We start from the raw sequence: 13,407 nt of genomic DNA on the forward strand, positions 1-13,407 counted from the left end.
CTTTTTCTTCTCGTACGCTTCGTTCATGGCGTCGACGCCGACCGCACTGGCCGATGTCGTCTCCCGCTGGCGCGAGCCCGCCACCCGCGCCGTCTCCCGGCTGATCCCCGGCGGCGTGCTCTGGTACGTCGAGACCGCCGACCCGGTCTTCGCGCTCACCTTCGACGACGGCCCCGACCCGGCCACCACCCCGCGGCTGCTCGAGGTGCTGGCCCGGCACCGCGCGAGGGCGACGTTCTTCCTGCTCGGCGAGCGGGTCGAGGCCTACCCGCGGCTGGTCGCGGCGATCACCGCGGCCGGCCACGAGATCGCCAACCACCTGATGCGGGACGAGCGCTCCGCGCTGATCCCCGACGCCCGGTTCCGGCTCGACCTGGCCCGCACCACCGAGCTGCTGGCGCCGTACGGCCCGGTCCGCTGGTTCCGCCCCGGCTCGGGCGTCTTCACCCCGCGCATGCTGCGCACGGCCGCCGAGCAGAACCTGCGGGCGGTGCTCGGCACCCTGGTCGCCGCCAACAAGGGCGGGCCCGCCGACGAGCGCATCGCGAAATCGCTGCTGCCCGGCGTCCGCCCCGGCTCGATCCTGGTCCTGCACGAGGGCGGCCCGCAGCGCCAGGGCGTCGCCGACACCACCGACGAACTGCTCACCGCTCTGCCGCCGCTGCGCGCCGTCACGGTCTCCGACCTGGTCGCCCGCTCCCGGACGTAGCGCCCGGCCCAGCGCGCCGCGCTCACCCGGGCTCGGCCGCGCTCAGCCGGGCGCAGGCCAGCACGGTCAGCGCCGTTCCCAGCAGGGCGGCGCCTACCAGCGCCCCGGTCTCCAGGTCGGGCCCGGCGGAGTCGATCACCGCCACCGAGAACAGCGCGGAACGCGGCAGGCCGGACAACAGCTGCCACTCGTGCCAGTAGTTCCAGGCGTCCTCCGCCGCAACAGCCAGGCGGTGGCCACGGCCAGGCAGAGCCAGGTGAGCGCCTGAAATCCCGCCACGGCCGTCGCCCGCCAGGCCGGCGCCGCCCGCTCGTTGGCGGCCAGATCGATCCCCAGCACCGCCAGCAGCGGCACCGCCCATCGCACCCCCACAGGCTAGATCTCTTTCACACCCGGCCGGTGCGGCTCTCCTAGACTCCCGGCATGCGTCAGTTCCGTGCGGCCGTCGAGGCCGGAGACATCGAGGCCGCCGTCGCGCTGCTCGCCGACGACGTCGTGTTCCACAGCCCGGTGGCGTTCAAGCCCTACCAGGGCCGGGCCACCGTCGAGGTGATCCTGCGGGCGGTGTTCACGGTTTTCGAGGACTTCCGCTACGTCCGGGAGATCGCCTCCGGCCCGGACGCCGCGCTCGTCTTCGAGGCGCGCATCGGCGAGCGGGCGCTGACCGGGTGCGACTTCCTGCACGTCGACGCGGACGGCCGCATCGACGACTTCACGGTGATGGTGCGCCCGCTGAGCGGGGTGCAGGCGCTCGGCGAGGCGATGGCGGCCCGGCTGTCCCGCTAGCTGTCCCCCTGGCTGTCACGATGGGATCGTGCGGATCCTGATCGTCACCTCGGGCTCGATCGGCGACGTGGCGCCCTACACCGGGCTCGGGGTCCGGTTCCGGCAGGCCGGGCACGAGGTCGCGGTGGCCACCCATGCGCCGTTCCGGGCGGCGGTGGAGCGGGCCGGTCTCGGCTTCGAGCCGCTGCCCGGCGATCTGCGCGCCACGCTGGCGCACGCCGTGGGTGGCCTGAGCGCCCGGGCCCTGGCCCGGCAGTTCACGCTGGCCCGGCCGCTGATCGCCGCGCTGGGGCCGGGCATCGCGGCGGCGGTGGCGTCGGTGCAGCCGTCCGTCCTGCTGCTGTCGACGATGGTGGCGCCGCTCGGGCATCAGGTGGCCGACGCGTACGGGCTCCGGCGGGCTGGCGCCTTCCCGCAGCCGGTGTTCCCGACGCGCGAGTTCGGGTCGGTGCTGACCGGCGGTCGGTCGTTCGGCCCGTGGGGCAATCTGGCCGTGGGGTGGGCGGCGGCCAAGGCGGCCGAGTCGTTGTACGCGGGGCCGATCCGCGAGCTGCGGCGCGAGCTGGGCCTGTCGCGGATCGCCCTGCCGGCGTTGCGCCGGGAGCAGGAGCGGGCGGGGCCGACCTTCCACGGCTTCAGCCCGGCGGTGCTGCGCAGGCCGCGGGACTGGCCGCCGGCGTTGCGGGTGACCGGGTACTGGTGGCCGCCGGTGGACCCGGCGTGGCGCCCGTCGGCCGAGCTCGAGGCGTTCCTGGCGGACGGGCCGGCGCCGGTGTTCATCGGCTTCGGGAGCATGGCGCCGGGGCAGGGCGAGCGGCTGGGGGAGATCGCCGTCGCGGCGGCGCGGCGGGCCGGCGTCCGGGCGGTGCTGCAGGCGGGGTGGTCGGGGCTGGCCGCCGGGGCCGGCCCGGACGTGCTGGGCGTCGGCGAGGTGCCGCACTCGTGGCTGTTCCCGCGGATGGCGGCGGTGGTGCACCACGCCGGGGCGGGGACGGCGGCGGCCGGGCTACGCGCCGGCGTGCCGGCCGTTCCGGTGCCGGTGCTGGCCGACCAGCCGTTCTGGGCGCGGCGGCTGCACGACCTCGGGGCGGCGGCCCGGCCGATCCCGATGCCGGCGCTGCGCGTGGAGTCGCTGGCGCATGCGCTGCGGCAGGTCCTGGGGAATTCGCATTTTGCGGCGCGGGCGCAGGCGCTGTCGGCGCGGATCGGCGCGGAGGACGGGGCGGCCCCGATCCTCGACTGGATCGGTTGAGCGCGAACCGCCTGCCGTGCGCTGCGCGGCCCGGCGAACGGCGCGTGCGGCGGATAGGTTGAACTCATGACGGTGCGTGGAGTGCGGCGGATCATTGTGTCGGTGGCGGATCTGGATCGGGCGCTCGCGCTCTATCGCGACGTGCTCGGGCTCGGCGAGAAGTACCGGGCCGGTGACGTGGCGATGCTCGGCGACCCGGAGGTGATGCTGCATCGGCGGCCGCCTACGCCGGGCCTTGCCGGGGTGGCGGCGAGCTTCGTGGTCGACGACGTGGACGCGGTGACCGCCGCGGCGGAGAAGGCGGGCGCCACCGTCATCGATCCGCCGGCCGACCAGCCGTGGGGTGAGCGGCAAGCGGTGCTGACCGATGTCGACGGTCACGTTTTCTGCCTGGTGAGCTGAGCCGCCGTGGACGTGGTGATCGGCATCGACACGGGCACGACGGCCACCAAGGCCATCGCGGCGGGGGCGGACGGGCGGCTGCGGGCGCACGCGAGCGTCCACTATCCCCTTTCGGTGCCGGCGCCGGGCCGGGCCGAGCTCGACCCGCGGCACCTGGTGGACGCGGCGGTCAAGGCGCTGACCGACGTGGCGGCCGCGTGCCGGGCGCAGGACGACCGGGTCGTCGCGGTCAGTCTCAGCGCGTTTCTGCACGGCCTGGTGCCGATGGACGCGAGCGGCGCGCCGCTGGGGCCGCTGATCACGTGGGCCGACGGGCGGGCCGGGGCGCAGTGCGACGAGATCATCGCGTCGGGGCGGGCGAAGGGGCTGCACGCGCGGACCGGCACGCCGGTGCATCCGATGTCGCCGCTGACGAAGCTGGCGTGGTGGCGGGCCAACGATCCGTCCGTGCTGCGGGAGACGCCGCGGTGGGGCGGGGTCAAGGAGCTCGTCCTGGCCGCGCTGACCGACGAGCCGTTCCTGCTCGATCTGTCGGTCGCGTCCGGCACCGGGCTCTACGACATCCACGCGCGGCGGTGGGATCCGGAGGCGCTCGAGATCGCCGGGGCCGACGCCGGACAATTCGCCCAGGTCGTGCCGACCACCACGATCCTGAAGTTGAAGCCGGGCCTCGGCGGCCTGCCGGAGGGCACCCCGCTGATCATCGGCGCGGCCGACGGGCCGCTCGCCAACCTGGGCGTCGGCGCCACCCCGGCCGGCGTGGCGGCGGTCTCGCTCGGCACCAGTGGGGCGCTGCGGACCGTGGTCGACCGGCCGACGGTGGACGCGGACGGGCGCCTGTTCTGCTACGCGCTGACCGAGGACCGCTGGGTGGTCGGGGGCGCGGTCAACAACGCCGGGTCGGTGGTGCGCTGGGCCGGGCAGAGCTTCGCGTCCGGCTTCGAGCGGCCGGGCGCCGAGGGCGAGGACGCCGACGAGCGCGATGCCGCGCTGCTCATGGAGGCACAGGGGGCGCCGCCGGGCAGCGACGGCCTGCTCTGCCTGCCGTACCTGCTCGGCGAGCGGGCGCCCTGGTGGCGAGCCGGGATGCGCGGGGCATACCTCGGGCTGCGGCGCGAGCACGGGCGCGCCCATCTCGTGCGGGCCGCGGTCGAGGGCGTGTGCCAGCAGCTCGCGCTGGTCCGCGACTCGTTCGCGGCGGAGGGGTTCGAGGTCACCGAGGTCCGGGCGACCGGCGGCTCGACCGCGTCCGAGCTCTGGGTGGGGGTGCTCGCGGCGGCGCTCGGCCTGCCGGTGGCGATCGCCGACACGCCGGAGGGCACGGCGCTGGGCGCCTGCCTGCTGGGGCTGCACGCGCTGGGCGAGCTGCCCGACCTGGACCACGCGGCGGCGCTGATCGCGATCGGCGAGCCGACCCGGCCCGACCCCGCGAACGCCGCGCTCTACGCCAAGCTGCGGCCGCTGATCGAGAAGGCGGCGATGTCGACCATGGACATCGTGCGGGAGCTCGACCGGCTCGCCCCGCCGGTGGAGACGCCGGTCACCACCGGTCACACCGACGACGCCACCGGGCGCGTCAGCGGGGGCGGGGAATCGGCTTCCGGGCGGAAGGAGCCTGCGTGACGCAGTGGAGCGACTCGGGGCGGCCGGGCATCGGATGGTGAGCGTTCCCCGCGTCGTCATCGGCGCGCCCGCCTCGGGACACGGCACGACGACGGTCGCCACCGGGTTGCTGGCGGCGTTCGCTCGGCGGGGAGTGCGGGTCGCGCCGTTCAAGGTCGGCCCCGGCCACATCGGCCCCGGCCACATCGGCCCGGGCTACATCGGCCCCGGCCGCAACCTCGACCCGGTGCTGACCGGCGAGCGGCTGATCGGCCCGCTCTTCGCGCACGGGGCGGCCGGAGCGGAGCTGGCGATCGTCGAGGGTACGGCGGGCCTCTACGACGGGCGGGCCGGCGCGGGCGACACCGGCTCCACGGCCCAGGTGGCGGGCCTGCTCGACGCGCCGGTGCTGCTGGTGGTCGACGCGGCCGCGCAGGGGCGCTCGATCGCGGCGCTGGTGCACGGGTTCCGCGGCTTCGGCAGCGTGCGCCTGGCCGGCGTCATCCTCAACCGGGTCGGGTCGGATCGGCACGAGGAGCTGCTGCGCGAGGCGTGCGAGGAGGTCGGCACCCCGGTCCTGGGTGCGATCCGCGAGGCCGGCGCGGTGGCCGCGCCCGCCCGCGACCCGGGTCCGATCCCTGCCGCGGCCCGGGCTTCGGTGGACGCCCTCGCCGCCCTCGTGGCGGCCTCGGTCGACCTGGACGAGGTGGCGGCGGTCGCCCGCTCCGCCCCGCCGCTGCATGCCGAGCCGTGGAGCCCGTCGGCGGCCGTCGGCGAGCCGATCGGAGGGCGTCCGGTGCTCGCGCTGGCCGGCGGGCCCGCCTTCCCGTTCGCCGACACGGAGACTCGCGAGCTGCTCACGGCCGCGGGCGCCGACGTGATCGTCGTCGACCCGCTGCGGGACGAGAAACTGCCGGCGGGCACGCGCGGGCTGGTGGTGGGTCGCGGTCTTCCCGAGGCGTACGCGCCGGAGCTGTCCGCCAACGAGCCCCTGCGCCGGGAGGTGGCCGCGCTGGCCGCGGCCGGTGGCCCGATCGTGGCCGGCGGCGCCGGGCTGCTCTGGCTGTGCCGGACCCTGGACGACGCCCCGATGTGCGGCGTCCTGGACGCCGACGGGGCGGTGACGCCGGCCCTGACGCTCGGCTACCGCGACGCCGTGGCGCTCGCCGACAGCCCACTGGCGCCGGCCGGGACCAGGGTCACCGGGTACGAATTCCATCGCACCGCCGTGCACCCCCGCTCGGGCCTGCTGCTCTCCCCGGCGGCCGGCGCGGCGTGGCAGTGGCGCGGCGCCGACCCCGAGGGCTTCGCGCTGCCGCACGTGCACGCTTCCTACCTGCACCTGCACTGGGCGGGCGCTCCCGCGCTGGCCCGCAACGTCGTAGCGGCGGGCCGATGACGTCCGACGCCGAAGGCGTGACCTGCACCGCGCAGACGCGAGCTCCGCTTGTCTGCGGGTGCTTGTCTGCGCTGCCCTTTGCTCTGCTTACCTGCGGTAAGCAGGGCTCCGGTCGTCGCCGCCGATGCCGAAATCGTGGCCGGGCATTTCGGGGTGATCCGGGCTTAGCGGCCTCGTCACGGCCGCCGGTGCGCGGCCGGACCGCCGGGCCGGACGCTTCCCGCGGGTAAGCAGAGCAAAGCGTCGCGCACACCCAGCTCAGACCACGGACCAGACCTCGATCCCGGAACCTCGCTAGACTCTGACCCGGCGGTGGGGCCCGCCGATCCCGCCGGACGGGGTGAACCGCGACGACGCCAACGGTCCCTGCCAGGATCATGCTGGTGGGTAGGAGGGTGTTGTGACGGAGCGTGAGCTCGCCGACGCGGAAAGATCCGGCGCCACCAGGGCGCCGATGGACTCCGATGTCGATCTCCACATGCCGGCCGTCGAGGCCGAGCTGCGACCGAGCCCGTGGCCGGTGCTGAGCGCAATCTCGGCGGGTGGCGTCGTCGGTGCGCTGTCGCGGTACCTGGTGGCGCAGGCCTGGCCGCATCAGAGCGGCGGATTCCCGTGGTCGACCTTCGTCGTCAACGTGACCGGCTGCTTCCTGATCGGCGTCCTCATGGTGGTCATCACCGAGGTGGTCACCGGCATGCCGCTGCTGCGCCCGTTCGCCGGGGTCGGCCTTCTCGGCGGGTACACGACCTTCTCCACGTACGTCGTCGACATCCAGCGCGCCGCGGGTGCCGGCGCCGCCTGGGTGGCCCTGTCCTACCTGGCCCTGACGCTCGTCTGCGCGCTGCTCGCGGTCGCGGCCGGCACCGCCCTGACCCGCGCCGCGGTGAAGGGCGCACGCCGGTGACCCTGCTCCTCATCGCCCTGGGCGCGGCGATCGGCGCCCCGCTGCGCTATCTCACCGACCGGACCGTCCAGGCCAAGCACGACTCGGTCTTCCCGTGGGGCACGTTCAGCGTGAACGTGGCCGGCTCGCTGCTGCTGGGCTTTCTCGCCGGCCTGCCCGGCGACCCGGCGTGGACCGCGCTGCTCGGCACCGGCTTCTGCGGCGCGCTCACCACGTATTCGACGTTCAGCTACGAGACGCTACGCCTGACCCAGGACGGCTTCCGCTTCTACGCGCTGGTCAACGTGATCGCGTCGGTCGTCGCCGGCCTGGGCGCGGCGGGCCTCGGCCTGCTGCTGGCGCAGGCGGTTTAGGCCTCGGGGTACTCCCATTCGTGGATCGGCACGTTCTCGTGCATCGGGGGCAGGTAGCGCTTGAGCATCTCGTGCAGCGCCTCCTGCCGGTCGAGGCCGTCGGCCTCCAGCGCGTGCAGGGTCCGCACCTGCCAGGCGGCGCCGTTGCGGTGGGTGAGGCAGCGCTGCTCGACGATGCCGAGCAGCCGGTCGCGCTCGGCCGGGGAGACGCCCCACCGCTCGAGCCCCTGATGGGCGAGCGGCAGCAGCCGGCGCAGCACCAGCTCGGTCACCTGGATGTAGCCCAGCCCCGGCCAGAACACGCTGGCGTCGATGCCGTGCCGGGCGCAGGCGTGGAAGTTCTCCTCGGCCGCGCTGAAGCTCATCTGGGTCCACAGTGGCCGCTCGGCTTCGGCGAGGTTGCGGATCAGGCCGTAGTAGAACGCCGCGTTGGCCAGCGTGTCCAGCACCGTGGGACCGGCCGGCAGCACGCGATTCTCCACCCGCAGGTGCGGGCGGCCGCGCACCACCGCGTAGATCGGCCGGTTCCAGCGGTAGATGGTGCCGTTGTGCAGGCGCAGCTCGCTGAGCCCGGGCACCTCGCCGCGTTCCAGGATCTCGGCCGGGTCGGCCTCGTCGCAGATCGGCAGCAGGGCCGGGAAGTAGCGCACGTTCTCCTCGAAGAGGTCGAACACGCTGGTGATCCACCGCTCGCCGAACCACACCCGCGGGCGTACCCCCTGGGCCCTGATCTCTTCCGAGCGGGTGTCGGTGGCCTGTTCGAAAAGCGGGATGCGGGTCTCTCGCCACAGCTCGCGGCCGAACAGCAGCGGGGAATTCGCCCCGAGCGCCACCTGGATGCCGGCGATCACCTGCGCGGCGTTCCAGTACGACGCGAACTGCGCGGGACTGACTTGCAGGTGGAACTGGGTGCTGGTGCAGGCCGACTCGGGCGCGATCGTGTCGGTGGTGACCGCGAGCCGGTCGACGCCGTCGATGCGGATGTCCAGGTCCTCCCCGCGGGCCGCGAAGATCTGCTCGTTCAGCAGCTTGTAGCGGGGGTTGGCGGAGAGGGCGTCGAGCGTCATGTGCTCGCGGCGCAGGGTCGGCAGGATGCCCACCATCACGGTGTGCGCGCCGACCGCGCGGGCGTGCTTCTCGGCGTTGTTGAGGCTGGCCCGCAGCGTCCGCTCGAGGTCGGCGTTCTCGTCGCCGGCCAGCCGCCGCGGCGGCACGTTGATCTCGATGTTGAACTGGCCCAGCTCGGTCTGGAAATCGGGATCCGCGATCGCGCCCAGCACCTCGGCGTTGCGCATCGCCGGATCGGCGGCCTCGTCGATGAGGTTGAGCTCGATCTCCATGCCGGTCAGCGGCCGCTCGAACTCGAAGCGGGACTCGCGCAGCATCGCGGCGAACACGTCCAGGCTCCGGCGGATCTTGTGACGGTACTTGGCCCGGTCCTCTCGGGTGAAGTTGGTCTGCTCGACTTCCTCGCCCACGGCACACCACCTCTTCTCGAGTGAGTCCAAGTTCGCACACCGGGAAGGTTGGCGCCACACACGCGATTTCAGGAGAGCCAGGCCGCCACGACCACCAGGATCACCAGCAGCCCGGCGATCGCCTGCAGCAGCAGGGCGGGACCGAGGTGCGACCAGGTGGTGGGGATGCGCGGGGTCAGCGGCTGCATGGTGGTCAGGTTGACCACCTGGATCAGCCGCACCGGCAGCCGCTCGTCCTTCTGCGGCCGGGTGGTCAGCTGCACCAGGTCGCCGCGGTGCAGCGCCGACTGCGGCAGGTGGCCGTGCATCTCCACCTCGTATGTCTGCCCGAGGTCGTCGCGCACCCGTAGCGGGGTCACCAGGAACTCGGGCCCCTTCTTCAGCTCCTTGAAGCTGCGCCGGCCGGGCCGCATCCGCAGCAGCGAGCCGAGCAGCCGGCCCACGCTCGCGGCGAGGAAGACCAGGATCAGCAGCGGCTGACCGACCTTCACCTCGCGGGTGTACGACGCCTGGAAGCCGGCGAACCGGCCGGTGATGACGGGACTCACGTGCCGGAGGATCTGCTCGCGGTACAGCTCGACCTCGTCCATGGGGGATCACCTCCTGGATGTCTTCATATCGTACGGAGAGCAACTTCATGCGTACCGTGAGTGAATAGGAGGATGGACATCTCATATCTGCGCCCGCTGTTCGCGGGCGACGGCCCCTGGGCGTCGGTCTACCTCGACGCGACCCGGGCCGAGGAGAACGCCGACCGGCAGATCGACCTGCGCTGGCGGGCCCTGTCCGAGTCGCTGACCAGCCAGGGCGCCGACGAGGCCGCGATCGCCGCGGTCGGCGACGCGATCCGCGACCACCCGTACCAGCCCGGCCGGTACGGCCTCGCGATCTTCGCGAACGCCGGCCGGGTGGCGCACGCCGAGACGATGGCGGCGCCGCCGGCGGCCGATCTGGCGGTCTGGGCGCCGTTACCGCACGCGATGCCGTTGGTCGCACAGCGTGGCGAGGAGGTGCCGTACGTCCGGGTGCTCGCCGGCCACCGCGGCGGCGAGGTGGAGTCCATCGACGGCGGGGGAGCGCCGCGGCGCCGCAGCGTCGAGGGCGGCGAGAGCTGGCCGATCACCAAGGTGCGCGCGGGCGGCTGGTCCCACCTGCGCTACCTGCACGCGGTCGAGGAGACGTGGAAGCGCAACGCCGGCGACGTGGCGGCCGCGGTCACCGACGCCGCCGCGGAGATCGGCGCCGAGGTGGTCGTGGTGGCGGGCGACCCGCACGAGGTGCCGCTGGTGGTCGGCAAGCTGCCGCCACGCTGGCGGGACCGCGTGGTGACCACCGAGCACGCCGGCGAGGCCGCGCTCGACGACGCCACCGTCCAGGCGGTCGCCGAGGTCGCCGACCAGAACACCCGCGCCGCCCTCGACCGCTTCGGCTCCGGCCCGCACGCCGGCGGCCTGGCCGACGTGGTGGTCCGGCTCCGGCGCGGCCAGGTCGAGCAGGTGCTGCTGGTCGACCACCCCGAGTCGACCGACAGGCTGTGGATCGGCCCCGGCGACCCCCGGCTGATCGCCGCCGACCCGGCCACGCTGCGCGAGTCCGGCGTCGAGCCGGTGCAGGTGCGCGCCGACGCGGCCCTGCTGCGCGCGGTCGTCGGCACCGGCGCGGGCCTGCTGCTGGTCGGCCCCGACGACCTCGACCTGCCGCACGGGATCGGCGCGATCCTGCGCTACGGCGACGGGGAGACCGCCGCCTGACCGGCCGATCTGCCGAAAACCCCGCGAACCGCCGCCCGGAAAGGTGAACTTGACTCGGGAGCCGCGGGATGGGGGCAGGACATGGCACCGATGGCGTTCGTGGATCCGGACAGCGTGCTCGCACGCACGGCCCAGCAGATGCTGGCGGCGCACGCCGGCGGCGCCGGTCCCAGCGAGGGCATGACGGAATGCCCGGTCTGCGGTGAGCCGCTGCCCTGCCCGGCCGGGCGGTCCGCCGCCGAGGTGGTGGAGGCCGCGGGATTGGCCGAGGCTTCCGGGCTGGTCACGGCCGCGCGCGGGCATTTCGCGTACGCCGGGAGCACCGACCCCGCGTTCGCGTCCCCGCTGGCCTTCGGCTCCCCGATCGAGCCCCCGCCGGCCCCGCTCGCCGACGCCTACCCGCCGGACGACCAGCCCTCGTGGGCGGGCTCCTCCGGCGCGTACCCGGCGGACGACCAGCCCCCGTGGGCGGGCCCCTCCGGCGGCCACCCCGCGGTGGGGCCGGTCGAGGTGACGTTCAGCTCGCCGGGCCTCGATCTGCCCCCGATCTCGCCGCCTTCGGCCGGCCCGTCCCTGTCCGTTCCGTCCGCCCCGGAGTCTTTCCCGCCCCCGCCGTCCTCCCCGCCTCCCTCGTCCTCTCCGCCTCCTGCGTCCATGTCGTTCCCGTCGCTCCCTGAGCCGTCGTCCCCGTCGCTCCCTGAGCCGTCGTTCCCGTCGCTCCCCGAGCCGTCGTTCCCGCGCGCCGAGGCCGACCCGTCGTTCTCCCGCCCTGCGGCCGGACCGTCTTTCTCGCGTGCCGAGGCCGAGCCGCCCGGGCCGAGCCTGTCCGGGCCGACCGCGGCCTCCCTCGACCTGCCGCCGCTGGAGACGCCCAGCGGCCTCGGCTCCGGCGGGCCCGCCACCGGTCTCACTCCCTCGATCCACGCCGAGCCGCGCCTCCCGGAGCCGGCTATCCCTCCGGCCGGGCCCGACCCCCTGACCGCCGCCGCCCCGCCCGTCTATCACCCCCAGGACCGTCCCCTCGACGCTCCGCTCTACTCGCCCGTCCGCCCCGCGACCCCGCCCTCCGACTCCCGGCCGACGTCACCCGCCGCCCGCCCGGCGTCCCCGGCCGCAGCCGGCCCGATGCCGCCGGCCGCACCCGGTCCGATGCCTCCGGCTTCCGCCCCGGCGCCCGCGCCCACCAACGGCTCGATGATCGGCAAGCCACCCTCCCCGCTCGAGGCGCCCCCGACGACGCAGCCCCCAGCCGCGCCCCAGCCCAGCGGCTTGGGTCAGCCCACGACAGCGCCTCAGCCCAGCGGCTTGGGTCAGGCCGCGACAGCGCCTCAGCCCAGCGGCGTGGGTCAGCCCCAGGCCGCGTCCCAGCCCAGCGGCCTCGGCCAGCCGTCGGCAACGCCGAGCGGATTGGGTCAGCCGTCGGCAGCACCTCAGCCCAGCGGCCTGGGGCAGCCCTCGGCCGCGTCCCAGCCCAGCGGCTTGGGTCAGCCCTCGCCGGCGTCTCAGCCCAGCGGCCTCGGCCAGCCCCGGGCCGCGTCCCAGCCCAGTGGTCCGGGCCAGCCGGCGGTGCCGGACCGGCAGCCGGAAGACCAGGCCGGTCACGCCGCCGGCAACCGGTTCGGCGGTGGCGGGGAAGCCGAGCCCAGCGGCCTGGGCGTCCGTCCCAACCGGGGACCGGCGGAGCCGGAGACCGCCCAGCAGCCGCCCAACCAGCCGCCGCAGCCGGCCGTACAGCAGCCGCCCAACCAGCCGCCGCAGCCGGCCGCCCGGACCGCCCGCCGCAACCGGCCGCCGCTCGAGCCGCCGCAGATGGGCCAGCTCAACCGGCCGCTGACCGAGGGTGAGCAGGGGCCGAACGACTAGATCGCGGCGCCCAGCTGGGTCCACACCACCTTGCCGTCCGAGACCGGCAGCACGCCCCACGCCTCGGTGAGGTCCCGCACCAGCCACAGCCCGCGCCCGCCCGGCGAGCTCAGGCCGGGCTGCGCCGGCTTCGGCAGGCGGCGGCTGCCGTCGCGGACGCTGATGCGCAGCCGGCCGTCGCGCAGGGCCAGGGTGAACTCCATCGTCGTGTGGGCGTGCCGCACCACGTTGGCCACGAGCTCGGTGGCGATCAGCGCCGCGGTGGTCGCGAGGTCCGATCGGTGCCACCCCTCGCACGCCTGGGTCACGAGCTGCCGCACCTGCCGGCAGGCGTCGGGGACCGGCCGCAGCCGGGCCCGCACCCGCGTGGGCTCCGGCTCGGCCCGGTATTGGCTGAGGGCGGCGTCGCAGTCGGTGGCGTAGCCGAGCCCGGCGCAGTCCGGCGTGGCCTCGATGGCCGCCCGGGTCTCGTGCGAGGCGCCGCACAGCACGATCGGCACGGCCGGCCAAGCGGCCGTCTGGCAGATCACGGCGCTCAGCGAGGCCAGCCCGACCGGGTCGCCGACGTTCAGCTCGGTGACGTCGAGCAGCAGCCGGGTGGGCTCGTCAGCGAGGCTGCGCCGCACCGCCTGCTGAAGCGCGTCGCCCGTGACCGGGTCGAGCGTCCCGGTGAGCCGCAGGACCGCCACGGGTTGCTCCCGGTCCGGCCGGCAGACGAGCTGGCTGGGCAACGCCGCTCCCTTCCCGCACGCTGGCCTCTTGATGCAGATTCCTGGTGCCCGGCACCACCGGGGGGCAAACGTCGCGGGCGCGACTGTCCGCACGCGCCCGCGGCGAGCCTCGGGCCGGCGGTCCGCATCAGCTGGTGTCGTGACACGGCTCTCAGCAAAATGAAGTACCGTTGCGCG

At 74.8% G+C, this 13,407-nt stretch carries 14 protein-coding genes; 10 read left to right on the plus strand and 4 right to left on the minus strand.

Annotated elements, in window-relative coordinates; genetic code table 11:
- Nucleotides 1-25: 25 nt before the first annotated feature.
- Nucleotides 26-709 (plus strand): polysaccharide deacetylase family protein, encoded by a 684-nt coding sequence (locus ACFQS1_RS11760; protein WP_378966850.1) that lies wholly within the window; start codon nt 26-28, stop codon nt 707-709.
- A gap of 22 nt (nt 710-731) precedes the next feature.
- On the opposite strand, the gene ACFQS1_RS11765 is transcribed toward ACFQS1_RS11760, so the two are convergent.
- A complete protein-coding gene (locus tag ACFQS1_RS11765; protein ID WP_378966852.1) occupies nt 732-887 on the minus strand; it encodes a hypothetical protein in 156 nt (51 codons plus the stop codon).
- A 245-nt stretch (nt 888-1,132) separates the two neighbouring features.
- Between ACFQS1_RS11765 and ACFQS1_RS11770 the strand changes: the two genes are divergently transcribed.
- The 7 genes from ACFQS1_RS11770 to crcB all read left to right on the plus strand — a co-directional run bounded on the left by ACFQS1_RS11770 (nt 1,133) and on the right by crcB (nt 7,407).
- Nucleotides 1,133-1,495 (plus strand): nuclear transport factor 2 family protein, encoded by a 363-nt coding sequence (locus tag ACFQS1_RS11770; protein ID WP_378966854.1) that lies wholly within the window; start codon nt 1,133-1,135, stop codon nt 1,493-1,495.
- 28 nt (nt 1,496-1,523) lie between these two features.
- Nucleotides 1,524-2,747, plus strand: coding sequence for a glycosyltransferase (locus ACFQS1_RS11775; RefSeq protein WP_378966856.1), 1,224 nt, complete (start codon nt 1,524-1,526; stop codon nt 2,745-2,747).
- A gap of 66 nt (nt 2,748-2,813) precedes the next feature.
- The gene (locus ACFQS1_RS11780; RefSeq protein WP_378966858.1) at nt 2,814-3,149 is read left to right on the plus strand and encodes a VOC family protein; all 336 of its coding nucleotides are present in this window, start codon (nt 2,814-2,816) and stop codon (nt 3,147-3,149) included.
- Nucleotides 3,150-3,155: 6 nt separating this feature from the next.
- Nucleotides 3,156-4,772 (plus strand): gluconokinase, encoded by a 1,617-nt coding sequence (locus tag ACFQS1_RS11785; protein WP_378966860.1) that lies wholly within the window; start codon nt 3,156-3,158, stop codon nt 4,770-4,772.
- A 34-nt stretch (nt 4,773-4,806) separates the two neighbouring features.
- The gene (locus tag ACFQS1_RS11790) at nt 4,807-6,150 is read left to right on the plus strand and encodes a cobyrinate a,c-diamide synthase (protein ID WP_378967052.1); all 1,344 of its coding nucleotides are present in this window, start codon (nt 4,807-4,809) and stop codon (nt 6,148-6,150) included.
- A gap of 400 nt (nt 6,151-6,550) precedes the next feature.
- The gene (locus ACFQS1_RS11795) at nt 6,551-7,054 is read left to right on the plus strand and encodes a fluoride efflux transporter FluC (protein WP_378966862.1); all 504 of its coding nucleotides are present in this window, start codon (nt 6,551-6,553) and stop codon (nt 7,052-7,054) included.
- Nucleotides 7,051-7,407 (plus strand): fluoride efflux transporter CrcB, encoded by a 357-nt coding sequence (gene crcB, locus ACFQS1_RS11800; protein ID WP_378966864.1) that lies wholly within the window; start codon nt 7,051-7,053, stop codon nt 7,405-7,407. Before ACFQS1_RS11795 ends, crcB begins: the two co-directional genes overlap by 4 nt.
- Here crcB and ACFQS1_RS11805 read toward each other — a convergent pair.
- Complete coding sequence (locus ACFQS1_RS11805; RefSeq protein WP_378966866.1) at nt 7,404-8,885, minus strand: glutamate-cysteine ligase family protein; 1,482 nt, start codon at nt 8,883-8,885, stop codon at nt 7,404-7,406. The two genes, crcB and ACFQS1_RS11805, sit on opposite strands and share 4 nt — an antisense overlap.
- Before the next feature lie 68 nt (nt 8,886-8,953).
- A complete protein-coding gene (locus ACFQS1_RS11810) occupies nt 8,954-9,475 on the minus strand; it encodes a hypothetical protein (protein WP_378966868.1) in 522 nt (173 codons plus the stop codon).
- 72 nt (nt 9,476-9,547) lie between these two features.
- Here ACFQS1_RS11810 and ACFQS1_RS11815 point away from each other — a divergent pair, with 72 nt between their 5' ends.
- Together ACFQS1_RS11815 and ACFQS1_RS11820 are read left to right on the plus strand one after the other, a co-directional pair.
- Nucleotides 9,548-10,636, plus strand: coding sequence for a baeRF2 domain-containing protein (locus tag ACFQS1_RS11815; RefSeq protein WP_378966869.1), 1,089 nt, complete (start codon nt 9,548-9,550; stop codon nt 10,634-10,636).
- Between the two features lie 81 nt (nt 10,637-10,717).
- Nucleotides 10,718-12,499, plus strand: a complete 1,782-nt coding sequence (locus tag ACFQS1_RS11820) for a hypothetical protein (protein WP_378966871.1) — start codon at nt 10,718-10,720, stop codon at nt 12,497-12,499.
- Here the strand turns inward: ACFQS1_RS11820 and ACFQS1_RS11825 are convergent.
- Complete coding sequence (locus ACFQS1_RS11825; protein ID WP_378966873.1) at nt 12,496-13,230, minus strand: ATP-binding protein; 735 nt, start codon at nt 13,228-13,230, stop codon at nt 12,496-12,498. The genes ACFQS1_RS11820 and ACFQS1_RS11825 overlap by 4 nt on opposite strands.
- Between the last annotated feature and the right edge of the window lie 177 nt (nt 13,231-13,407).

Origin of the sequence: Paractinoplanes rhizophilus (genome assembly GCF_042664765.1) — a bacterium.
Taxonomy (GTDB): Bacteria; Actinomycetota; Actinomycetes; order Mycobacteriales; family Micromonosporaceae; genus Actinoplanes; species Actinoplanes rhizophilus.